At 48.5% G+C, this 24049-nt stretch carries 23 protein-coding genes; 13 read left to right on the top strand and 10 right to left on the bottom strand.

Translation table 11 applies throughout. The features are described 5' to 3' along the window. The first annotated feature begins 29 nt into the window (after nt 1–29). From GILYN3_RS11620 to GILYN3_RS11590, 7 genes are all read left to right on the top strand, one after another. A complete protein-coding gene (locus GILYN3_RS11620; protein ID WP_232305580.1) occupies nt 30–629 on the top strand; it encodes a TRAP transporter small permease subunit in 600 nt (199 codons plus the stop codon). Further along, nucleotides 619–2010: a TRAP transporter large permease gene (locus tag GILYN3_RS11615; RefSeq protein WP_198147351.1), complete on the top strand. Its 1392-nt coding sequence runs from the start codon at nt 619–621 to the stop codon at nt 2008–2010. The genes GILYN3_RS11620 and GILYN3_RS11615 overlap by 11 nt, the downstream gene beginning before the upstream one ends. A 229-nt stretch (nt 2011–2239) precedes the next feature. Beyond that, complete coding sequence (locus tag GILYN3_RS11610; protein ID WP_408606316.1) at nt 2240–2641, top strand: acyl-CoA thioesterase; 402 nt, start codon at nt 2240–2242, stop codon at nt 2639–2641. 137 nt (nt 2642–2778) lie between these two features. Then, nucleotides 2779–3342, top strand: coding sequence for a cytochrome b (locus GILYN3_RS11605; RefSeq protein ID WP_049723134.1), 564 nt, complete (start codon nt 2779–2781; stop codon nt 3340–3342). A 26-nt stretch (nt 3343–3368) separates the two neighbouring features. Continuing rightward, on the top strand, nt 3369–3971 hold the full coding sequence (locus tag GILYN3_RS11600; protein WP_049723133.1) for a YceI family protein: 603 nt from the start codon (nt 3369–3371) through the stop codon (nt 3969–3971). Between the two features lie 235 nt (nt 3972–4206). After that, nucleotides 4207–4812, top strand: a complete 606-nt coding sequence (locus GILYN3_RS11595) for an LPP20 family lipoprotein (RefSeq protein ID WP_084005385.1) — start codon at nt 4207–4209, stop codon at nt 4810–4812. Next, on the top strand, nt 4809–6080 hold the full coding sequence (locus tag GILYN3_RS11590; RefSeq protein ID WP_049723131.1) for a flagellar assembly protein T N-terminal domain-containing protein: 1272 nt from the start codon (nt 4809–4811) through the stop codon (nt 6078–6080). The genes GILYN3_RS11595 and GILYN3_RS11590 overlap by 4 nt, the downstream gene beginning before the upstream one ends. A 160-nt stretch (nt 6081–6240) precedes the next feature. Here the strand turns inward: GILYN3_RS11590 and GILYN3_RS11585 are convergent, their stop codons facing one another. The 7 genes from GILYN3_RS11585 to uvrD form a co-directional block, all read right to left on the bottom strand. Continuing rightward, the gene (locus tag GILYN3_RS11585; RefSeq protein ID WP_232305579.1) at nt 6241–7491 is read right to left on the bottom strand and encodes an FAD-dependent monooxygenase; all 1251 of its coding nucleotides are present in this window, start codon (nt 7489–7491) and stop codon (nt 6241–6243) included. 273 nt (nt 7492–7764) lie between these two features. Then, the gene (locus GILYN3_RS11580) at nt 7765–8490 is read right to left on the bottom strand and encodes a sterol desaturase family protein (RefSeq protein WP_049723129.1); all 726 of its coding nucleotides are present in this window, start codon (nt 8488–8490) and stop codon (nt 7765–7767) included. Between the two features lie 101 nt (nt 8491–8591). Further along, nucleotides 8592–8900: a chaperone modulator CbpM gene (locus GILYN3_RS11575; RefSeq protein ID WP_049723128.1), complete on the bottom strand. Its 309-nt coding sequence runs from the start codon at nt 8898–8900 to the stop codon at nt 8592–8594. Further along, nucleotides 8893–9840, bottom strand: coding sequence for a DnaJ C-terminal domain-containing protein (locus GILYN3_RS11570; RefSeq protein WP_049723127.1), 948 nt, complete (start codon nt 9838–9840; stop codon nt 8893–8895). The genes GILYN3_RS11575 and GILYN3_RS11570 overlap by 8 nt, the downstream gene beginning before the upstream one ends. A gap of 860 nt (nt 9841–10700) precedes the next feature. After that, the gene (locus tag GILYN3_RS11560; protein WP_049723125.1) at nt 10701–11963 is read right to left on the bottom strand and encodes a hypothetical protein; all 1263 of its coding nucleotides are present in this window, start codon (nt 11961–11963) and stop codon (nt 10701–10703) included. A gap of 1013 nt (nt 11964–12976) precedes the next feature. Beyond that, nucleotides 12977–14119 carry a TRAP transporter substrate-binding protein gene (locus tag GILYN3_RS11555; RefSeq protein ID WP_049723936.1) on the bottom strand — a complete coding sequence of 381 codons (1143 nt, stop codon included), beginning with the start codon at nt 14117–14119 and terminating at the stop codon, nt 12977–12979. A gap of 101 nt (nt 14120–14220) precedes the next feature. After that, entirely contained in the window at nt 14221–16422 is a 2202-nt protein-coding gene (gene uvrD, locus GILYN3_RS11550; RefSeq protein ID WP_049723124.1) for a DNA helicase II, read from the bottom strand. Between the two features lie 147 nt (nt 16423–16569). Here uvrD and GILYN3_RS11545 point away from each other — a divergent pair, with 147 nt between their 5' ends. From GILYN3_RS11545 to gshA, 3 genes are all read left to right on the top strand, one after another. After that, entirely contained in the window at nt 16570–17118 is a 549-nt protein-coding gene (locus GILYN3_RS11545) for a DinB family protein (protein ID WP_084005383.1), read from the top strand. A gap of 100 nt (nt 17119–17218) precedes the next feature. Continuing rightward, the gene (locus GILYN3_RS11540) at nt 17219–17602 is read left to right on the top strand and encodes a hypothetical protein (protein WP_198147350.1); all 384 of its coding nucleotides are present in this window, start codon (nt 17219–17221) and stop codon (nt 17600–17602) included. Between the two features lie 154 nt (nt 17603–17756). Continuing rightward, entirely contained in the window at nt 17757–19379 is a 1623-nt protein-coding gene (gshA, locus tag GILYN3_RS11535; protein WP_049723122.1) for a glutamate--cysteine ligase, read from the top strand. On the opposite strand, the gene GILYN3_RS11530 is transcribed toward gshA, so the two are convergent. Continuing rightward, the gene (locus GILYN3_RS11530; RefSeq protein WP_232305578.1) at nt 19354–19776 is read right to left on the bottom strand and encodes a flagellar basal body-associated FliL family protein; all 423 of its coding nucleotides are present in this window, start codon (nt 19774–19776) and stop codon (nt 19354–19356) included. The genes gshA and GILYN3_RS11530 overlap by 26 nt on opposite strands. Before the next feature lie 229 nt (nt 19777–20005). On the opposite strand from GILYN3_RS11530, the gene GILYN3_RS11525 reads away from it, so the two are divergent. Both GILYN3_RS11525 and GILYN3_RS11520 read left to right on the top strand, forming a co-directional pair. Continuing rightward, complete coding sequence (locus GILYN3_RS11525) at nt 20006–20473, top strand: Rsd/AlgQ family anti-sigma factor (protein WP_049723121.1); 468 nt, start codon at nt 20006–20008, stop codon at nt 20471–20473. A 42-nt stretch (nt 20474–20515) separates the two neighbouring features. Beyond that, on the top strand, nt 20516–21508 hold the full coding sequence (locus GILYN3_RS11520; RefSeq protein WP_198147349.1) for a WD40 repeat domain-containing protein: 993 nt from the start codon (nt 20516–20518) through the stop codon (nt 21506–21508). Nucleotides 21509–21588: 80 nt separating this feature from the next. Here the strand turns inward: GILYN3_RS11520 and GILYN3_RS11515 are convergent, their stop codons facing one another. Next, nucleotides 21589–22344, bottom strand: coding sequence for an FKBP-type peptidyl-prolyl cis-trans isomerase (locus tag GILYN3_RS11515; protein WP_049723119.1), 756 nt, complete (start codon nt 22342–22344; stop codon nt 21589–21591). 320 nt (nt 22345–22664) lie between these two features. Between GILYN3_RS11515 and GILYN3_RS11510 the strand changes: the two genes are divergently transcribed. Further along, on the top strand, nt 22665–23543 hold the full coding sequence (locus tag GILYN3_RS11510; protein ID WP_049723118.1) for a hypothetical protein: 879 nt from the start codon (nt 22665–22667) through the stop codon (nt 23541–23543). On the opposite strand, the gene GILYN3_RS11505 is transcribed toward GILYN3_RS11510, so the two are convergent. Then, on the bottom strand, nt 23540–24028 hold the full coding sequence (locus GILYN3_RS11505) for a TIGR02444 family protein (protein ID WP_049723117.1): 489 nt from the start codon (nt 24026–24028) through the stop codon (nt 23540–23542). The two genes, GILYN3_RS11510 and GILYN3_RS11505, sit on opposite strands and share 4 nt — an antisense overlap. Nucleotides 24029–24049: the final 21 nt, after the last annotated feature.

Genomic DNA, 24049 nt, shown 5'->3' with positions numbered 1-24049 from the left:
CTGAAACAATAATAACGATGGCGCAAATTGTGCGCCCGGACGCCATGAGTACACCTATCGCTCCCGTTAACCCCTTGACCGGCGCACCCCCGCGCTTGTTGCTAGCACTTGATGCAATTACCGAATTCACCGGTCGCGCCACCGCTTGGTTAACACTGATTATGGTGATCGCCACAGTGGCCGTCGTGGTACTGCGGCGACTGTTTGACACCGGCTCTATCGGCCTGCAAGAGTCCGTCACCTATATGCATGCGGCGGTATTTTTACTGGGCGCAGGGTACGCCCTCAAACACGGCGCACAGGTACGAGTCGATGTGTTTTACCGACGCTTTACTAGGCGAACTCAAGCCTGGGTTGACGCCATAGGCACGCTTGTTTTTACTTTGCCCTTTGCAATTTTTGTCGGCTGGATCAGCCTCGACTTTGTCGCGGGCTCGTGGCACGTAACCGAGCGCTCGACCGATGCCGGCGGGCTTGCCTATGTTTACTTACTAAAATCTTTAGTGCTGGTATTTGCCGTCTCTTTAACCTTGGCAGCCTTGGCCGAACTATTGCGAGCAAGCTGGATGCTAACAAGCGCGGCGCCAATAAATAACCAACACCACACCGGAGCCAATCATGTTGATTGAGTTTTTACCCCTGTGGATGTTCACCGCCGTTTGCCTAGCCTTAATGCTGGGCTACCCCGTCGCTTTTACCTTGGCCGGTATGGCACTGCTGTTTGCCGGCGGCGGCATTATCGCCGGCGTATTTGAGCCATCTTTACTGCAAACCTTTCCCAGCCGTATTTACGGCATCATGAACAACTACACCTTGGTGGCGGTGCCGTTATTTGTGTTTATGGGGGTTATGCTGGAGAAATCCCGCCTAGCCGAAACGCTGTTAAGCAATATGGCACGCGCCTGCGGCCGCTTGCCAGGCGGGCTAGGGTTATCGGTTATTTTGGTCGGCGCGCTGCTTGCAGCCAGTACCGGTATCGTCGGCGCCACCGTTGTCACTATGGGTTTAATATCACTACCGACGATGCTGCGCCACGGCTACCATCCGTCGCTAGCCACCGGCACCATCTGCGCCACCGGCACCTTAGGGCAAATTATTCCGCCGTCTATCGCATTAGTGCTGCTGGGCGATGTGCTGTCCAACGCCTATCAGCAAGCGCAATTGCGCCTTGGGGTACTCAATTTACAAACTGTCTCTGTGGGCGACTTATTTGTCGGTGCGGTCATCCCAGGTCTGCTGTTAGTCGTGTTATACATCACTTATCTATTAGTGGTTGCTCGGCTTTCGCCCGACAAAGCGCCTAGCTTACCCAGTGATGCAAACCATGATTCTGAGCAGCCCAGCGAGCTAACCGGCGGCCGCTTATGGTTATCGCTGGTACCGGTACTGGTACTAATTACTCTGGTGTTAGGCTCGATTCTTAGCGGTATTGCCACCGCTACCGAGGCGGCTGGGGTTGGTGCCATGGGCGCATTAATCTTAGCCGCCAGCCAGCGCTTGCTGTCGCGGGAACGGTTGATCGATGTATTGCGCTCAACCACCCGTATCAGCGCTATGATCTTTACCATCTTACTGGGTGCATCGTTATTCTCATTGGTGTTTCGCGGCTTTGGCGGTGAAGAGTTAATCCACACCCTGTTTAATAGCTTACCCGGTGGGCACATAGGCGCGCTGCTGGTGGTGATGCTGGTGATCTTCTTGCTGGGTTTTATTCTCGACTTTATCGAGATCACTTTTGTGGTGGTGCCTATTGTCGGGCCAGTGCTACTGGCCATGGGGATCGATCCTATCTGGCTCGGCATTATGATCGCCATCAACCTGCAAACGTCCTTTTTAACACCGCCATTTGGCTTTGCGCTGTTTTATCTGCGCGGTGTAGCACCCGATTCCGTCGCCACCGCCGATATTTATCGCGGGGTTGCACCGTTTATCGCCCTGCAATTGTGTTTACTGGCAGCGCTGGCGATCTGGCCGGCACTGGTGACTTGGTTGCCATCGGTTATGCGCTAAAACCGCATCGCGAAATGTCAGGCAGCGCATATGCTGCGTAGCCACCGGCGATCTAACAGGCCGTAAAATTAGGCACAGATGAGCTGACTGGAGCCGCCAAGCACCAACCAACCTTATTTCTTGCTTGGCTGTACTTTACTTCACACAATAATCAGGGCGTCTCTGCTATATTTAGCACTTGGCTTTTGCCACCATTAATAACGCACATAGGACACAAGGTAACCCTACTATGGCCATGCACGGTCTTGACATTAATCCGACTCCCAACGGCGAGCTAACACTGCAAACGCTTTCTATGCCTGCCGACACCAACCCTTACGGCGATATCTTTGGTGGTTGGCTGATGTCACAAATGGACATTGGCGGCGCCATCTTGGCGCAGCAAATTGCCCGTGGCCGGATCACTACCGTAGCCGTAGGTAATATGGCATTTTTACGCCCGGTACCCGTGGGCGCTACGGTCAGTGTTTATGCCGATGCCACTGACGTGGGCCGCAGCTCTATTCACATCACTATCGAAGTGTGGATCAAAATAGCCCGCACTGGTGAGGTGGCTAAAGTCACCGAGGGCGAGTTTGTCTATGTTGCTATTGATGACAACGGCCGCACCCGACCAGTGCCGCGCGACTAAGAATTGTAAAATTTATCAACTAAAGCGACTATTTTGGGCACTTGCAGCAAACCTCTGACAATTCTTAACCATGCGCCGACAGCGGCTTTGCTAGCCTAGCACTGCAAACAATAACGCCGGCAAACGGAATCGGACTCATGTTAAAAGACACACGCGCAGGTTTTGGCTTTATTAGTATTGCCATACACTGGCTTAGCGCACTGGCTATCGTATTTTTGTTTGGCCTTGGTATTTATATGGTCGACCTTGGCTACTACGACCCTTGGTATCACAAAGGTCCGACTCTACACGTCAGTATTGGCCTGCTGCTTTTGCTGGTAACACTAGCGCGTTTACTCTGGCGTTTATGTAACCCCAAGCCTGTCGCACTGGCGAGGCAAAACAAATGGCAGCTAAGAGCCGCGGCGGCTTTAAAGATCGTCTTATATTCACTGCTATTAACGCTGCTATTAACCGGTTATCTTGTAACCAGTGCCGAGGGCAAAGGTCCAGAGCTGTTCGGTTGGTTAACCTTTCCGGTATTTTTACAAATCAATGCCGCGCAAGTGGATATCGCCGGCTTTGTACATCGTATATTTGGCTGGCTTATTGTTATCTTTGCAGCACTGCATGGCTTGGCCGCACTGGTACATCATTTTATTTATCGCGACCGCACCTTACTGCGGATGCTTAAACCCGTCGCAAAAACAGACTCACCGTAATTCTGTTAAAACTCAAGGAGTACACCATGAACGTAGCAAATGGTTGGATAAAGAAAACACTGGCCGGCGTCATACTCGCAAGCAGTGCCGTTGCTGCCAGCTCTAGCATGGCTGCCGATTACGTGATCGACACTAAAGGCGCTCACGCTTCTATTAACTTTCAGGTGCAACATTTAGGTTACAGCTGGCTGCTAGGGCGTTTTAATAACTTTAGCGGCAACTTTAGCTACGATGCCGAAAACCTTGCCGCCAGCAGCATCAACGTCACCATCGACACCACCAGTGTCGACAGCAACCACGCCGAGCGAGATAAACACCTGCGCGGTAACGACTTTTTAGCGGTAGATAAATTTCCAGAAGCTACTTTTGTCAGTAAAAGCATTAGCAACATAGATGACAACGGCGAAGAATTTGATATCGTCGGCGACTTAACTCTGCACGGTGTTACTAAAGAAATCACCATCGAAGTCGAAAAAGTTGGCGAAGGTAAAGACCCTTGGGGCGGTTACCGGGTCGGTTTTGAAGGCGAAGCTGAATTCTTAATGAAAGACTTTGGTATCACCAAAGATTTAGGCCCAGCATCACAAACCGTTGAGCTTAAACTGCATATCGAAGGTATTCGTCAATAAGACGTTAGCCGGTAAGTAAAAGGCCGCTCTTGTGCGCAAGAGCGGCCTTTTTTATGTCAGAAATATAGCCAGACACAACCCTCCCAGCTTATAACAAGACCTCTTTGCTCACTTTTACTTGGCTAACCAATCCGTCCTTAGCGGCGAGGCTGCTATTAGCCGCCAACGTGTATACCTGCACTAAAGATATAGCGCATCTGGTCGATAGCGTGGCAGACTTATAAAGGATATTGATATGAAAAGGCTTATAGTTCGTGTGGCGTCAATTATCGCCGTACCCATACTTTTGGTGTCGTTAAATGGTTGCGGAATACTTAGATGCACCTTGTGTTCAAACGGGGAAGCAAGTGCAAGCGCCCAAGCTAATATTACCCATATGGGTAATACAATTGAGCCGCTTATTATTACCGCTACTGGATTTGGCGCACCAGATAATCAGAACCAAAACAAACCGCAACAAACACTTATGGCCATGAGAGCCTCAGAGGTAGATGCTTATCGGACCTTGGCCGAGCGGGTTCAAGGGGTACAAATTTCAGCATCGACAAAAGTAGCTGATTTTGTGACCAACTATGACCACTTGCGCGCAGTAGTCGATAGTTACATCCAACAATCTAGGATTATCTCGCAAGGCTTAACAAACCAAGGGTACTATGAAACCACCCTGTCTTTAACACTAGGCCAAGATTTCTTTCAAAATTTTACGGCGGCCTCTAGCGTTAAAGGCGCGCCAACGACAAAAGCTCATAATCCTGCCCTCGAGCGTCGTATAAGCACCTTATCTACCACAGACTCGCATTACGATACCGGCAACGGTCAAAGGCAAGTGTGGCCCGAATGACTTGGTCAAAGATGTTGCGATCAATGCTGCTAACGACCCAATTGGTAATTCTCTTGGGGGGCTGGCAGTTTGCCTATGGTGATGTCATTAGCGCTGAAGGCCGCAGCCCACTGGGCAGTGATATTCAGGCGGCCCGACAGAGCGCCTATGAGGACGCAATCAGAAATGCTCTTATCAAGTTCGGCAGCCAGGTTAATAGCCTCACAGACGTAAATAACGGCGTATTGGTCAGTGATCGGGTCAACTTACGAGCACTGGGCAAGGTTAGCGATGTTGAGGTGTTAGATGAGCGGCAACATAACGGCATCTACGTCGTCGCCATCAAAGCTGTGGTGAGCGACGAACAAGACTGCAGCTCCCCTAATCGGCTTCATTACAATAAGAACGTATTACTAACGGGGTTTCCAAGGGCGCGGCCAGAATCCTCCCGGGTAGGGCAACTGCACAATATTGATACTGATTTTTCAGCAGAGCTCTCGCAACGACTTTATCCCGCCTACAATGTTCTTGTGCAAGATGAGCCATCCGTCGTACTGTCAAACCAGACGCGCTATGAAAGCTCTAACTTCCAAACCTCTGATACGGTAAAAAATCTAGCAAAAAAATATCAAGTGCAACTAGTGGTTTCGGGATCGATTCTGGATATGTCCATGCTTTATCCAGATGACTACTTTCGCAAAACTCATGCGACTAGATTCAGCCAATCACTTTCAGACTTTTTTTCATCCAAAAGTACGGATGAAGTAAAAGAAGACGTCAGAGCAAGGCACTTTGCCTTTCGAATGGTAGTCCATGATGGAATTTCAGGGTCACCCATTTTTGATAAAAGTTATTCCGATATTGGCATATGGAGCGCGAACTATACAGAAGAGACTGGATTTGGCACCCCTCGATTTTGGAAGACTGCATACGGGGCAATGGTTAACTCGCTAATAGAAAATGCTATTAATGATCTAGGGGAAAAAATAAACTGCCAACCCTTTATGGTTCCCGCTCAGCCAAGCGATACAGACAACAGCGTGTATCTATTTGCCGGCGCCAACCACGGTATAAAGGTAGGGGATACATTAGATATTAACAACCAAAGCGGTGGCTACCTTCCAAGTCTAAGCAACACCTCGTACGCTGGCCCATACCCGCCTGACTACAAAACCTTACAGGCCGAAAGGGCAACACTAACCGTTACCCAGGTGTATCCAACCTATAGCGTCGGGGTATCTAGTGACATTTTAACGAAAGGTGTTCGGTATCTTGCCATATCATGGTAATGAAATTTTATAACCACTAAACTCTCGCCGATAGACATCTCCAAAAGCTCGTGAAATTATTTATTTTTGCGAGCTTTTACAAATCTACAACAAGAAAAATAGAATTATGCCTTAGGCCTGCCGTCATCAAAAAAATTATTAACCAAGCTGTATGCAGCAGTTATTGATCCAACCTTTTTAAGTTTCGGCCCCTAGGCTCATCGCCCTCATAAAGCACCGCGTCAGAATGTAAAAACTGCGCAGCGGCCGCTGAATCTTTTACCTTAATAGCGCTACGCGCTAACATGTCTGACTCAAACTCAGTTAATACACTGTCTCTAATGCCCGCTTCGCGCCATAAAGATAACGGCCTACAACCGATTACTATTGCCCGAGCCAGCGCCAACGCATCTAGTAACGCTTGATTCGCACCTTGGCCTTTGAATGGGCTCATAGGGTGGGCGGCATCACCTATAAGAGTAATTGGCGCGCCTGTGTTTAATAATTCCGGCTCAAGTAACTCGCGGTCATACACCGGATAACCCGATACCAACGCCGTTTTAGTAGCGCTTAAAATTTGCGGAATAGGATCGTGCCACTGAGTTCTACGATATGCCTCTTCTTTTAATGCTTGAGCGCCTTGATCACTCAGCGCCCGAGCCTCGGCCTCTGGTATTGGAAAGCTAAGCTGCCACATTACCGAATCCGAATCATAAGGCATTATATAAATACGCTCATTGCCATTGGCGGTTTGAAATACCGTGGCAGAATCCAACAGATCATGTTTAAGACCGTCTAGATCCGCTAACGGACAAATGCCCAAAATTACCATACAGCCTAAATAACGCAAAGGCGTGGCATGCTCGCCTATCAGTAACTCGCGCACCGCACTACGAATACCATCGGCCCCCACCACAAGATCAGCTGTAGCCTGCTCAATCGCCCCGTTGACTTGAAAGCTTAAGTCAACACCTCCGCCATCACGCACCTTAACATCAACTAACCTATGCCCCCAACGCACCGCATCATGACTCCCGAGTTGTTGCAGTAACGCAAAGCGCAAAGACTGACGGGCAATATGCAAATTAGTACGCTTGGGAAGTGCATTATCCGCAGACTGCATCCACTTTCTCATGCCCCATTCACCAACTACTTTGCCTGCCGTGGTATGCACCAAGTGCCTTGTGGAAACAACTTTACCGTCTAAAGAAAAGAGACCTAACCCCTCAATGGCTTTACTCGCTTGCTGCAGTGTTAATCCATATCCTTGAGATCGAATATTAAAGCCGCTATCACGCTCATAAAGCGTAAAAGGAATCGCGCGGTGCAAACAAGCTACCGCCAACGCAACTCCGCCTATTCCGGCGCCCACAATAGCAACATGCGGGTAGTTTTCTGTATTGGCTACAGGGGCGGCCGCAGAATAAACCAACCCCGATCCGCTACAATTTAAGCAGTCATCAAGATGATTTTTAGGCCGAACAGGAGCTAGCCCCGTGCTCTGCATCTTTACAAATTCATCCAACTCTCTCTGATAACGCAGCCGTACTTTTTTTCGCAGTCTTCGACTTTTTTTACCGCGACCCTGACACTCCAGACAAACAGTCCAGCTAGTTAATGGTTTTTTCAATGGTATATTTCTTTGTTTATGGTTCTAGTTTGGCCTATATCTAACGCCCTTTAACAGGCTATTTTTAGCACAAGATCAATCATCATACACATCTTTAAATATTAACATTTTCCATATTTTTTGTTCGTTATCATTAGGAAAACCGCATTTTTTGCTAAACTTAGTCGTATCTTTATAGGTACCAAAAATCCTGTCCCAAATCGGTATATCACTGAAATTATACTTATGGACACCCAACGCATGATGAATAGAGTGCAACTCAGGTGTTTGAACAAAATATCTAAGCCATTTTGGTGTTTTCACATTGGCGTGATAAAAATACTCTCCAATTGCTGCGAACAGGTTATACCAAATAGAGCCCAACAAAGAACAACCCAAAATAGGAAAAAGAATAATAGCCGTAATAAATGAATTAATAAAAATCTCTAGTGGGTGCTTATAAAAAGACGTTAACATTTCAATTCGTGAAGCCGAATGATGGATTTGATGAAATACAACCCAAAACCCCTTGACATGCCTTAAACGATGCCACCAATAAAATACGAATGTACCTACAAACCATCCTACAAAACCCTGGAGAACAGGTGACCCGATATTTTCCAAATCAACAATCGAACCACCTGAAAAAACAGATATCCAAAGTTTTCCTGCAACTAAGGTAATGACTAATTGAGTCATATTTATTGCGATAGACCGAAGATACCAACCTTTAGAAATTGGCAACGACCTCCCCGGAAGAATTCTTTCCCAAAAAAGAAAAACTCCAGTAACAATTATTATTAATATTGTAGGTAGTGTCATTAATTTTCACTTTTAAATTTGTCATAACATCTTAGGGGCATTTACCTAACCCCCATTCAATTAAAAAATATTTACTATAAATACAAAAATCATTAAATGACTTAGCCACCACCAACCAATCGATTAAGCTGTCTCTGTATCGCATCATTTTCTTTTTCTAAAATTTCTTTTTGTCGCATCAAATCAACAATAACGGCCACGGCCACCCAATCTATTTCTAAATCGAGGTATAACCGCAACGCTTTTTTAATCCAGTAAACACTAGTCGTTTCAAACAACCACTCATTATTTTCCAGCTCTCCAATCGGAACAACTATCTTATAATTGACAATATCAATAATATACTCACTTTTTATGCCTTCAATCTGGCATAACTCTTCGTAAGAAATTTTTGTTAGAGTTTTAGTCATGATTCACACCCCATTCTTTTCTAGGGTCAAAATGTTCACTGGCAGAAAGCTCTTGCCAGAGCTCTTTTCCTTTCTCAGTTGTTGTCGCAGGCATAACGATCTTTACAACGACCAAAAGATCGCCCACTGTGGATTTCGTTTTTAATCCCTTACCTTTAACTCTAAGTTTTTTCCCCGAGGAAGTATTAGGCGGAATCGAAAGGCTTACTTTCCCGTCCAGAGTGGGAACCGTAATTTTAGCCCCCAACGCTGCCTCCCAAGGGGCTAAAGGCAATGTAATTGAAAGGTTGTGATCCGTAACATCAAACAGCGGATGAGGCACGATTTTAATATGTAAATATAAGTCGCCAGCAGGGCCGCCATACAAACTGGGCTTGCCTTGGCCAACCAAACGAATTTTTTCACCGTCCACAACACCTAAAGGTATTTTTACTTTTAAATGCTTTTTAGAAGGCTTTTCATTGCTGTTGCTGGCAGGCAACATAAACTCGACTTCTTTTTTTGTTTCGTTGACGGTCTCTTCCAAAAAAATTGGTAATTCCAGCTCAACATCTTGCCCTTTCACTTGTCGAGCTTTCTCTGAATTTTCGTATGATTGATTTCTAGCACCAAAGACCGAGTTAAAAAACTCAGAGTAATCCCCATCAAAAGAAGCTCCGCCTTGATGACCAGAATAGGAAGACTGCCGATTAGGGGGCGGCTGAAAGCCCCGAGAAGACCGAGCATTATACTCGCAGAGCTCATCGAATTCTGCCCTAAGCTTTTCATCTTTAAGAACATGGTAAGCCTCGGCTACTTCTTTAAATTTTTCTTCCGCGCCTTTATCTGGGTTCATATCTGGATGGTATTGACGCGCCAGCTTACGATAAGCCGTTTTAATGGCTTTGGTATCGGCATCTTTATCAACACCAAGTACTTTGTAATAGTCTTTAAATTCCATAATTATCATAACTCAGCGTATAAATTAACGAACCACCATTTAGGCATCTCTATACATCCAGCTTCAGTAGTCTTTTTGGCATAGAATAATGTGCAACGTGGCAATACATTTTAGAGCGATGCGCCAAGAGCTTAAAGGCAAGGTAAAGAGTGTACCCTGTTTTCAGGGCGTCTACGCCAAAACGCGCCTAAAAACTCGGCATGTCGTTTTCGGTGACTTGGGCATTGCACTACGGTTTGGGGCCGGCGAGTTACACTCGCCATACCGGTTTATCCTCAGTGTTATCAAGGTGCGCTGCCCACCAACATGTGCGCGCAAAAAGATTGTGCCAAACCGTTTCTGTGATAATCTGTAATGGCATATAATACTGTTTATCTACGTCCACATGCAGGTGGCTAACAAAGCACACGCGCCCCGCCAAGCACTCATTAACGGACTCCACTGTGCCTCGCAAATACTCGGCAGCATCAGCTGCCTAACAGCGCCCAGCTCGGTATCACAAACAATATAACGATCGGCGGGGTGAGATTACCATAAGCTCTGAGCTTAGTAACTGCCATTGCCAACGCCTCTCATGGCCTGAGCGCGCTTAGGCACATCGTCGCGCTTATTGGCGTGCGGTAAAATGCTCTTAATGAAAAGGGCTATTACTCTACGCGTAAAAGCAAAAGCCATTTTTGTGTACTGTTGCTTATTTCTCCCACAGCCGCAATACTTTCTGATAGCTCGATCGCACTTTGTTGCACCGCCTTCAGGGGCTTTAGCGCGCCTCTATCAGTCAGGCAAAAGGTTCAGCAGCTTGATAAACTTTTCTTCTTGATGGGCCTAGCTTTGATATTTTCTATAACCGGCACCAAGAATCAAGCAAACCAATGACCGCTGTTATAAATCGGAAGCCAATAAACTTTGCCTTTAATTCGTATTTTCTTAAAAACAATGGTCTCCCCGTGAGCATCCAAGAGGCCACGATAATGACCAACACTTACCTCAAGCTCGCCGCCTAAATTTGTTATTACGATAGTTCTTTTATAGCCTTTAACAGCGGGATACAGGCGATCCATAGCGAGTTCTATCTGCTCGTTTTTGAGCAACAATCTATCATTATAAAAGTGTGAAATAAGAATTTCTTGGTATACACGGTTATCGAGGCACGCCATACCAAATATGGCTTCGCTATACGCATAGTATTCTTTCCAACTCGGAAATTTATCTTCATAGTAACCGTTTAGGAATATCTCTTTAGCAAGCTTCACTGCGCTGTCACTCTCGGACAGCAAGAAATTGCTAAATCCAAACATGTGCGCCCCCCAATTAGATGACTCGAGCTTCTCTGCCATCCATGATATCGAAGATTTAACTCTATCGGTTCTTTTGTAATGGGCAGCCTCCAACCGCTTGAGCTCACAGTGCCCCGAAACTCCTCTAGCGGTTCTCTCTCGCATTACAGCTCGCCCCACTTGATACACACTATTGGCATTATATAAATCAGCTAAAGGCCAAAGCTCCTTATGAACTTTCTCTAGCGCCTCATAAACATTATCGGTTAACCGCAAGTCGCTACGCCTTCTGCATTCGGTTAACCTCGCATAAATTTTAGACTGAGAAGTAATGTCGAGCTCTAATTTCCGCTCAGAAATAAACTTATCAATCAAACTCAAAGCATCCGAATCCCTCCCAGCCCTACAGTACTGACTGACCAGACGTTCAACTACACCCGCAACCATGCCCCCGTCTTTTGAACAACGAAAACAATAATTTTCTTCTTTTCGATAAAAGTAATGTCGTAAAAAATACTCAAAAATCTGGATTGAAGTATCGCCACTCAAAAATTCACCGTATGGTATATAAAATAATGAAAAGCTAACTAAATCTTTATTTTCAGGCGTAAACTCTGCCGTCAACAATGCACGTTTTATATAAATTCGATCGTCGGTATCTTCTTTCCTGCGCAGACGGATAATCTCATCCCGACTCTCAAACGGGCTAAACTCTTGTCCAAACTCATCCCACCAGGTGGGCTTATCGACAGAATCAAATATTGGTGGCACATCCGAATTGGCGGCTGCAGCCAAGCAGGCTATGCCTGCAACAAGCACTATTATAAAAATCCGTATATAGTTCACAACCAACCACCTAACCATTGATATCTCATTAAAAATTTAAACTAAGAGTAAGCGAGCCAAATAAAACTTTCGGGTACATTATCGCTAATGGTCTTTATGCGCATAGCTCGCCTCACCAGTCAGGCTTATCGACAGAATCAAGCATTGAAGGAATAGCCACATTAACAGGTATCACCAAGAAGAACATGCTTACAAAAACGCTACTTTACATGCTCCTTATTCATTTACCTTCTTAAAAATTATCACCGTTATCATCCGGTACCGATTTAATCAAATCTTCACGATACACTTGCGATGGAGGTATAGGCCCTTCTGGAATTAAAGAAAAAAACAGAAAAATAAGCCCGCACATAGCCCCAGAGACGAGAAAAAAACAAACCCAGCATTCAATCTTAGTTAAGAACGGAAACAATATAAGTGCCGATATAGTATAACCAACAAATGATGACCTGATGGGCTTAGAAACACTAGGGACATATACTTCATCATAGTTTTTATGAGATACAACTTTTATCCGTATTTCTTGCCCAACCCGAAACGTTAAGTACTTATTAGTCCAGTCCGAAGTAAGAGCATGATTATTAAGCTTTAAAGGCAAGTCATATTTAATCGCCAACCTTCGATCAACCCTCTCCTTATTGTTTTCGTGATCGCCTTGCTTGGCATATCGACATTCAGATACACTGAGAACTCTACCCACAGTATTAACTGAATTATATTTTACTAAAAAGCCTACAACTAAGAATATTGACGATATAAAAATACCAACAAACCAAGCCAAAATATATAATAAGCTATAACCAAGAATTAAGTTATTTACAATAAAGTTGACTGTGCCAGATAAAAATCAATCATCTCCTTACCCTAGAAGCGAAAATTTTTAATATATTCATCAATTTTAATTCGTGCCATTTTTACTCATGATTTTTTATTATACGTCCATTAAGATTCGCCCTTAGACTTGCACAACAGATGCAATCTAATCGCCTCTTGAGCGTATGGAAACCTACCTATCATCTTGCCGTATGTTCACGAACATTATAATAAGTCTGCTCTGACACTTTATGCCAAGCACCCGCCTTAGCCTGAAACGTTTTATACGATTCCCACACTTTGGCGAACATGGCGTCTTGCTTGGCTTGCTCGATAAACACCTGCTCGGTAATACGGCGCAGCTCTAAGAGAACTTCATCGGGTAGGCGGCGCAGTTGCACACCGTGTTCGTTTACCAACGCTTCCAGTGCGGCATTGTTGGTCGCGGTGTATTGGTCAAGCATATCTTGGTTCATAGCGCGTGAGGCGTAGGTAACGATGGCCTGCAAATCTTGTGGTAACGATTCAAACGCGCTTTTGTTAACTATCAGCTCCATGCTGGAGCCCGGCTCGTGCCAACCTGGATAGTAATAATATTTTGCGACTTGATGAAAGCCAAAGGCTAAATCGTTGGCGGGGCCAACCCACTCGGCGGCGTCGATCACACCGGTTTGTAATGCGGTGTAGAGCTCGCCACCTGGAATGTTGACCGATGTACCGCCAGCGCGATTAAACACTTCACCCGCCAGCCCTGGTATACGCATTTTTAAACCACGTAAATCATCTAAGGTGTTGATTTCTTTATTAAACCAACCGGCCATTTGAATGCCCGTATTACCCGCTGAAAATGGAATTAGGTTAAAAGGGGCATACAGTTCACGCCACAGCTCTAGACCACCACCGTGAGACAGCCAACCATTCATCTCCTGCGCGTTCATGCCGAAAGGTACGGTAGTAAAAAATTGGCTGGCGGATGCTTTGCCGCGCCAGTAATAGGCGCCACCATGACCCATTTCGACACTGCCCGATGACACCGCGTCAAACACGCCCATGGCGGGCACTATTTCACCAGCGCCGTGCACATGAATTGTCAGCCGCCCATGACTCATCTCACCGACGACGCGGGCAAACTCTTCGGCGGTCGTACCTAAGCCCGGAAAGTTTTTTGGCCAGGTTGTGACCATCCGCCACTTAAACTGTTCACCTGCCACCTCTTGGCCTACAAGCCGAGCTGTACCCTGCTCGGTTTTGGCCAGCACCAAGGCGGCAAACAACACAACACATAGCGCAATAAGGGTGAGAATAACAAGGGGATTAAAATTATAACGGGGTGCTGTATTCATAATTTTTATTTTTAGTAAAACAATAAGATCAGGCAGCAATAATAACAAAGCTTACCAGTAGCCGCGAGCAGCATTCATTGCTTGCTCGCGCCACTAAATATCTAGCGTACTATGGCCTCAAGTTTGGCGTACTGCACGACCAACCATTTAACACCTTCATCGCTAAAGTTTATTTGCACCCGCGTGCTCGAACCCGAACCTTCGAAGTGAACAATAACACCTTCACCGAATTTTTTATGGGTAACACGCTGACCTAAACGAAACCCAGTATCCGAGCCAGAATCACTCAAGCGCAAGCCTTTGGGTTTAGCTGGCGCCTTGCTTTGCGAACGAACAGGGCGGGTGACGGTGCTTTTAATCCGCACCTCATCTAAATACTCATTGGGGATCTCTTTAACAAAACGCGACAGCGCGTTAAAGGTTTCGCCACCGTGTAAACGTCGGGTTTCGGCGTAACAGATAAAGAGTTTTTGCATCGCTCGGGTAATACCCACGTAGGCAAGCCGGCGCTCTTCTTCTAGACGGTCGGGATCTTCGACTGACATTTTGTGAGGGAATAAATTCTCCTCTACCCCAGCCATAAACACCAACGGAAACTCCAAGCCTTTGGCCGAGTGCAATGTCATTAATTGCACGGCATCTTCAAACTCATCGGCCTGAGCTTCACCAGCATCCAACGCGGCTGTGTCTAAAAATTGCTGTAGCACCGGCAACTCATCGTCGGGGGCTTCAAACACTCGGCAGGCGGTGATCAATTCCTCGAGGTTTTCGGCGCGCGCTTGGCCCTTTTCGCCTTTCTCTTTTTTATGAAACTCTAGCAGCCCTGTGGTCTCTAGTACCGACTCGGCCAGCTGATCGAGTTTTAGCTCGGCGCTTTTTTCGGCCAATGTTTCGACCAGCTTAATAAAGCCGGCGAGGGCATTGCCCGCACGAGCGGTCATTACGCGGTTGGCCAACATTTGCTCGGAGGCTTGCCACAATGAGCAACCATGCTCGCGCGCAAAAGCGCGAATATCATCGACCGTTTTACCACCGATGCCTCGTGTTGGCGTGTTGATAACACGCTCAAAGGCTGCGTCGTCATCACGGTGGCTCGCTAACCGCATATACGACAAGGCATTTTTAATTTCTAAGCGATCGTAAAAGCGTTGCCCGCCATAAATACGGTAAGGCACTGCCTCACGCAGTAATGCTTCCTCTAATACTCGCGACTGAGCGTTAGAGCGATACAAAATTGCGCAGCTATCTTTGCGATTGCCTTTGGCTGTCCAGTCGTTGATACGCTCGACAATAAAGCGCGCTTCGTCTTGCTCGTTAAACGCGGCATACAGCGAGATAGGCTCGCCGTCGTCACCATCGGTCCACAACTCTTTACCCATACGGCCAGAGTTATTGGCGATCACGGCATTGGCGGCATTAAGAATATTGCCGGTCGAGCGGTAGTTTTGCTCGAGCTTAATCGTCGTGGTGCCGGGATAGTCTTCACTAAAACGGCGAATATTTTCGACTTTAGCACCGCGCCAACCGTAAATTGACTGATCGTCATCGCCCACCGCGGTAACAAAACAGCTCTCGCCAGCCAGCACTCGCAACCAGGCGTACTGCACCGAGTTAGTATCTTGAAACTCGTCGACCAAAATAAACGGAAAACGCCCCTGATAGTGCGCCAAAATGGCGGGCTTGTTCAGCCACAGCTCGTGCGCGCGCAACAGTAGCTCAGCAAAGTCTAGCAAACCTCCACGCTGGCAATCGGCCTCGTAAGCGGCATAAACAGACGCCATTGTGCGTGTAAACGGATCGGAGCTGGCCTGCAGATGCTCGGCTCGTACGCCCTCGTCTTTTTGCCCGTTAATAAACCACTGAGCTTGTCTCGGAGGCCATTGCTCGGCATCTAAGCCAAGGTTTTGGTAGACGCGCTTAATAAGTCGCAGCTGATCGTCGCTATCTAGGATTTGAAAATTTTGCGGCAAATTAGCGTCTTTCCAGTGGGCCTTTAACAGCCTGTGCGCCAATCCATGAAACGTGCCCACCCACATGCTATGGGTATTGATTGGGGTACCACTGTCGCGAAAACTCTCCTCCAACCGTGCGCGCATCTCGCGAGCGGCCTTATTGGTAAAAGTTACCGCTAAAATGCTATAGGGCGATACGCCTTGGGTTTGCACCAACCAGGCGATACGATGCACCAATACGCGGGTTTTACCACTGCCGGCGCCGGCAAGGATCAGCTGGTTTCCAGCCTCAGCGGTAACGGCTTCACGCTGGGCATCGTTTAAATTTGCGACGAGATGAGGAGCATCCATGAGTCAGTTCTGGCATCTTAGTGTATGGTAGGGCACTTGCCCTGACGGAGGCGACAGCATACCATTTTACTGTAAATTTACACAGTGTCGGTATGACGGACGCCAAATGGCCCCCTAAAAACAACAAATAATAGGAGCAGAACCCACGTGGATCTTCACCATCATATCCGCCTGATGGCCGGATACAACCAGCGCTTAAACCACCAAGTCTTTAGCGCCGCAGCGCGTTTAGATGCCGATGCCCTCGCGGCCGACACCGGGGCTTTTTTTGGCTCGATTATGGGCACCCTGAACCATATGGTGGTCACCGATCTATTATGGTTAGCGCGCTTTGCGCAACACGCCAGTAGCTACAAAAGCCTACAAGCACTAAGCGAACTACCCACCCCCGAGCGCCTTGACCAACAGCTTTACCCAACATTTGCCGCCCTAGGTGCAGCGCGCGGACTAATAGACAGCGTGATTATCGAGTGGAGCGTCGACGAGTTGCAAAGCTCAGACCTACAGCGCTCGCTTACCTACCACAACAGTCAAGGCGAAGCCTCCGAGCGGGATTTTGGCGAGTTGGTGATGCATCTGTTCAACCACCAAACCCACCACCGCGGTCAAGCGAGCACCCTGTTAAACCAGCGCGGGCTAGATATCGGTGTGACCGATTTTTTAATCGATATTCCAAGGTTGGACGAGGCGAGCTAAATCCACACCAAGAATAGCTAGCGGCGCTTGATTCTAGCCCAAGTGTCCCCATCTAGTGTTTCAAACCAGATCTTTTAATAACCGTGACAAATAGTGAGTTATGACTGAAGTTTACCTTCTGCAAAACCAAGACAAACTCTTTTTAAGTAAACAGCGCACGTGGCTTGATGGCCGCGACCCCGCCGTTCTGTACCGCAGCCCAAATAAGGATGAGGCGGTAAATGAGATGTTTGAAGCCAGCTCTAAAGACTACCGCCAGCGGGTATCACTTGTGAGCTGCCCTTTAAACGAGCGGCGCAACCCCATTATTGACCCAGATATTTTGCCGCCACCGCAGCCTAAACGGCGCGATGAAAGCTCGCTAGAGCTAGACTTAGATACCACCGATACCCAAACCACTAACAGCGAAACCGAGGCCTCCCCCATCGATACCGCAGCGGCTCCCGAGCCGGAATCCGGTACAATTACCCCATCGCAAGTGTGACCAACATGGCCGGGATTACTTATTTTTACGAACTCAGGCCACTTTCACGGTGGCTCTAAGTTTGCTAACTGCACTACACTCAACACTTTAGGGCTACCCACCCAGCGCCTGGCGCCACTACCGCACCCGTGTACGGGCTGCAGAGGAAAACGTTTTGTCCCAATTTGATGCGCAATTACAGGCGTTCTCTGGCGCTAAAGCCAACCAAACATTGCGCGGTATTTTGCGCGGCATAGAAAAAGAATGCTTGCGGATCAGCCCCACCGGCCAGTTAGCGCAAACCAGCCACCCCACAGGGCTTGGCTCGGCGCTTACCCACCCGCATATCACCACCGATTACTCCGAGGCACTACTGGAATTTATTACCGAGCCCCAAGCCTCCATTAGCGCGCTGTTAGGCCAGCTTGATGACGTGCATCGCTATACTTACAGCCAACTGGGCGACGAATATTTATGGCCGGCCAGTATGCCCTGCGCACTAAAAACCGACAGCGATATTCCCGTTGCTCGCTACGGCAGCTCTAATAGCGGAGCCATGAAAACTGTTTACCGCTTGGGGCTAGGGCACCGCTACGGCCGCGCCATGCAAACCATTGCCGGTGTACATTACAATTTTTCGCTACCCGATGATTTTTGGCGTGAACTGGCCGCCGAAATGGGTAATAAGCAGAGCCTACAAGACTTTAAAACCGATCGTTATTTTGCGCTAATTCGTAACTTCCGGCGCTATTTTTGGCTGTTGGTATATTTGTTTGGCGCCGCCCCAGCGGTATGCCGCAGTTTTGTGCGTGGTCGCGAACACAGCCTCGAACCCTTCGGTCAAGACGACCATACCTTACACACCCCCAACGCCACTTCTTTACGCATGGGCGATTTAGGCTATCAAAGTGATGCTCAGCAATCACTGGTGGTGTGCTATAACAACATCGACAACTACCTACAAACACTATGCGGCGCGATCACCCAGCCCCACACCGAATACCAAAACATCGGCCTTAAAGACGAAGCCGGTAACTATAAACAGTTAAACACCAGCCTCTTGCAGATAGAAAACGAGTTTTACAGCACCATTCGCCCCAAACGCACGGCTAAATCTGGCCAGACGGCGCTGCAAGCGCTGCAACTTGGCGGGGTGGAGTATGTTGAAGTACGCTGCATCGATTTAAACCCATTCGAGCCGCTGGGCGTGAGCGAAACGCAGCTGCATTACTTAGATGCTTTTTTGCTGTTTTGCCTACTGCAAGACAGCCCAGAGGCTACCGATCAAGAGTATCAATGGCTGCAGGATAACCAAGCCCGTATCGTCTACCACGGCCGCGACCCAGAACTGATGTTGCGCCGCAACAGTGGTGAGGTAAACATGCGCGAGTGGGCCGAACAACTGCAACAAGGGGTAGAGCGTTGCGCCGTGTTGCTAGATCAAGCCAACGGCAGCACCGCATACCAAAGTGCCTGTACCGAACAGCGACAAAAACTCACAGGAGAGCGGGTCACTCCGGCGGCACAAGTTTTAAACGAGCTCGGCGAGCACAATCAAACCTACTACGCCCACACGCTAACATTGGCCGAACAACACCGAGATTACTTTGCCGCGCGCCCACTAGAGCCGCAGCAACAAGCACACTTTGCGCAACTGGCCGAGCAATCAAAACAACAGCAATTAGCCGTAGAGGCCGCCGATCGCGAGAGCTTCGATGAGTATCTTGCCACCTACTACAGCCAATACACGTGTTGCGGCGGAGCCTCCGCCGCTACTTCTGAACAATCAGGTTGTTAAAGTAAACCTCTAGCACCTCGGCATCGGCCTGCTCAGACTCCAGCAGCGCGATTATCTCGGCCTTGGCCGTCTCGCGCAGCTGGTTAACCCCCTGCTGCGTAGTAATGCCATCTTCTGTTTGGCGGCTAAACAACATCACCATAGCGTTGCGCAACAATGGCATATGATGGCGTACCGCCGCCGCCGTGTGAACATCGTTTACCCGCACCGAAAGCTCTGTTTTTAAATATTTTAAACGCCCCGCACCACCGTAATTCACCACAAACATTGGCTGCATTGGTATATAAATAGAGCCTTCCACCGGCTTAGTGTCAGGCTCTTGGGCCTGCACCATAACCGCCAATAGTAGCGTTAACACCAATAGTAGCGGACGAAATATTGTGGCGGCTTGGGCCATGAAGTGCTCCTGTGTATTAATCTGCTATTTATTCGCGCGTGTGGCTAAAATAACATCTAACAAACGCTACGTGTTCGGATCATTTAACCATTAGAGCTAACGCTATCGGCTAGCATATCCTTTACTTAACCAGCCCGCCGGAGATTCGAGCCTATGGCACTGTGGGACGGCGTATGATCGTGCTAAGATTGTCGCATACGGCATTAAGCCTGACTGTTAGGAATATATCATGTTAGAGAATTGCAATGGCGCAAAAGAGCGTTGGGGCGGAGTCAGCCAGATCATCGACCGCTGGCTACACGAGCGGCAAGAAATGCTGGTTAAGTATTGCGCGCTATCAGAAACCCAAACCGAAGACAGCGACGAGCGTGGCACTAGATTGCGCCGCCTGTGTCAGATCATGGTCGATTACGTTTCTGCCGGACACTTTGAGGTGTACGACCAGCTAGTACGCGAAGGCCGTGAATTTGGTGACGAGCAAGCGCTCAAAGAAGCCAGCGAACGCTTTAAAGACGTCGATGCCACCACCGAGCAAATTCTCGACTTTAATGACAAATACCAAGAAACCGACGATTTATCGACACTTGATGCCGATTTGTCGGCATTGGGCGAGGCACTAGAAGCACGCTTTAGCGGTGAAGATCGCATGATTGCCGTGCTGCACGATGCCAACAAAGATCTTGCTCAAGCCACTTAATCCGCCTCCGACGCCCGGCGTTAACGCGCCTTGGGCGTCACTTTGATCTTGTCATCCCGAATGATAAAAAAACTACTGTTTAGCGCCATACTATTACCCCTATTAAGCGCCTGTAGCCCAGAACCTGCAGCCGAGCTAAAAGTTGCCAACCGCAGCATACAGTCGGCCAGTCTGGCGCGCGATGGTAGCCACGCCGTAATCGGCTCGACCTACCAAGGTGGTAGCTTCTGGCAAATAAATCCAGGCGAACGTCTTTATGACTGGGATCACGGCGACGACACCACCCGTTTAATTTTACACAGCGCCATCTCTAGCGATGGCGGCTGGGCTATTACCGCAGACCACCAAACACTGGTGCTCTGGAATACCAGCAGCGGTAAGTCGGTAGCCTATTGGCGAATTAGCTCAGAAATTCGCGCCATGGCTTTGGGGCGCTTTGGCAATATCGCCCTGTTAGGGCTAGCCGATGGTCGTGCGGTATTGTACGACGTGCGCCACGGCGGCACGTTTGGCACTTTTAGCCACAACACTCCAGTCAATGCCGTTGCTTTAAGCGATGACTTAAGCTTGGCACTAACCGGCAGCGACGCTAATACCGCGCATTTATGGGATACCCAATCCGGCCTGCAATTACAGCAACGCGACTTTGACGACCCAATTCAGCAAGTTGCCCTAAGCCCTAATGGCAAACGCGCTTTTGTCGCCGCGCGTTACAACCGAGTAGAGTTGTTTGATACCAGCAGCGGCGAGCTAGAATGGCAATTGCCACTGGGCCACGAGCGCATCATTCGCGGCATTAGTATAAGCACCGCTCGTTTTAGCGACGACGGCGACTACCTGCTAACCGGCCGCCCCGATGGCCGCGTACAACTGTGGGATATCACCACGCAACAACAGCTATACCACTGGCAAATGCCCAAGCTCAGCGCTTGGCAGCCCAGCCCCACCTCTATTTTAGACGTAAGCTTTACCGCCGATGCCAATCGCTATCGCGCCATTAGCGGCAACGGTTTTATTTATACGCTCAGCTATTAAGCTTTAACTGCAAATATAAATAACAGCCACAAAAAAGCCGGACTTAAATAGTCCGGCTTTTTTGTGGCTAACGCTAAAGCTTACTCAGCGGCAGGGGCTTCTGCAGGCTCAACCTCTAACAACTCAACCTCAAAGATCAGAGTAGAGTTAGGCGCAATACCTTGATTGCCACCAGGGCCGTAAGCTAGATCAGACGGGATATACAGCTCGTATTTAGCACCAGTCTTCATCAACTGTAAACCTTCGGTCCAGCCAGCAATAACTTGATTTAAGGCAAATGTAGCAGGCTGCTCACGGGCGTAAGAGCTATCAAACTCGGTGCCATCTAACAGCGTACCGCGGTAGTGTACGGTTACCGTATCTTGTGCGCTTGGGCTTACGCCATCACCGGCTTCAAGCACTTTATACTGCAAGCCGCTCTCGGTGATCATCACACCTTCTTTACCGGCGTTTTCAGCCAAAAAGGCTTCGCCTTCAGCTTTTTGAGCGTCGGCCAGTTCTTTTTGCTTTTGCTGTTGCAGTTCCATCTGTTGCTCTTGGAAGGTTTGCATCACCGTTTGCAGCTCTTCTTCTGTCAGCGCCGGCTCTTTATCGTCGCGTACATCGGTAAGCGCCTGCGTAAAGGCTTCTACTTCGATTGGCACATCGCGCTGCTTAAAGTTAGTCGCCATGTTAAGCGCAATAGCGTAATTAACTTTTTGCTCTAAGGTCGTCAAGTTAGCGCTGGCAGTATTCGCAGCTGCAGTATCGGTAGCTTCTGTACCGCTTTCATTACAACCAACCATCACGGCTGCCGAGCAGATAACACCGGCCATCAGTAAACGCTTATTAAACATACAATACCTATCTATTAGTGTGAATTTATTGTGTCGACTGCAATGGAGCTTTCACATCACAGCATGCCAGCCCACCCGGCACTCAGAAAAAAGCCCATCCATGTTATACCAACTGTACCCCCCTGTGGGCGTTTAGATTGATAAATGCCAATTGTATACCGCTATTGATGGGGAGTTAACGCACAAATTCAATCGTTAAAGCTTAATTTTGCACTTATGACGTACACAATTTATACGCTAAGATCTACAATATACTCTCGGAATTACCCTTTCTGTAACACTCCGTTGAATATTCTTTGATAACACCTAAGGGTTTCACTATGGCTGCCAAGAAAACATCTGCTGTGTCTGTCGCGCAACTTGAAAAAGACATCGCGGCGGTTAGCGCCCAGCTCGCCACAGCGCGCACCAAAAAACTAACCGACGCCGACAAAGCTTTGTCGAGCGCCCAAAAACAACTGACTGCGGCACAAAAAAAGCTCGCGACTTTGCGCACCCGCAAAGCGGCCGCACAAAAAGCCAAAGCGACTACCGCGGCAAAGGCTCGCTTAGCAAAAGCCACTGAGGCTGTTAATGCTCAAGTTAAAGTCCTAGAGAGCTGTAAAGCGCAGGTAACTACCGCTAAGGCAGATAAAGCAGAAGCCAAAAAAGAGCTGGCTTTTGCCGCTACGCTAAAACGCGAGCAAGCCAAACTGTTAAAAGCCAGCACTAAAAAACCCGCGACTAAACGCACCGCCAAAGCGGCAGAGGCGAAAACAACCACAGCCAAACCAGTCACGGCAAAAAAGACAGCTAAGGCAAGCGGCGTAAAAACGAAAGCTAAGACCGCGGCCACGACCAAACCGGCCCCAGCTAAAAGAGCTCCTAGCGAGGCCAAACCCAAAGCTAAAAAAGCGCCGGCAGCAAAAAAGCCGCAGGCCACTAAAAAGCCTAAGGCTAAAGCTCCCGCCGCGCCGACCTCGGCCAGTACTCCACTGCCGGCGGCAGAGCCGGTGCAACAACAAACTTTTATGGGGATTCCCGAGCCGGTGGCTATACCGCAGCCAACGACCTCTGGGCTCAGCCCAAAACCGCTGCCCAACCACATTGGTACCGGCATGATCGAGCCTCGTGATGGTGAGCTGTTAAAGCCTACCCCCGTGCCTGATGCACCAGCCGTTCCAGCTCCAAGCTCTGGCAGCTTATTCGACGAAGATTAAAATGCCTGTAGCGCATCCTGCAACAACAGCAGGGTGCGCTCAACCAGCGGCGCTGGCACATCGCACGCTGCCAAGTAGTCCCGTAGCCGTGGCAGCTGCGGAGCCGATAGTCCCACCGGCCACGACTGGCTCCGCTCGGCCAACTGTTCTATCTCCCAGCGCTCGGCAGTTAACTCGGCCTCTTTAATACGCTCTCGACACTCAGCTTGCGATGCATTTAACGGCGCCTGTAATTTTACCCAGCGGCGCGCCGCACGCAGCGGCGCCACCACTTGCTCATGCCACGTAGCTGTTGCGGCAAGAGTTTCTGCCAGCGGCACGGAGCCTACCTCTTTGCCACTCAGATCCAACCAACATATAAATAGCAAGATCGGAACACGCACTTGGTGTTCATCCTGTAACTGCAAGCATTGCACCTCTATATGGGGCCGCTGATAAAGCTTAAGAGCAAAATCCCATAGCGGACTGGGTAAAACGTCAGCCATTACTGTGTGTTCTCCTGTGCT

Source organism: Gilvimarinus polysaccharolyticus, assembly GCF_001187555.1.
Classification (GTDB): domain Bacteria; phylum Pseudomonadota; class Gammaproteobacteria; order Pseudomonadales; family Cellvibrionaceae; genus Gilvimarinus; species Gilvimarinus polysaccharolyticus.
Note: the sequence above shows the minus strand (reverse complement) of the source record. Positions and strands in the feature narration are given on the sequence as shown.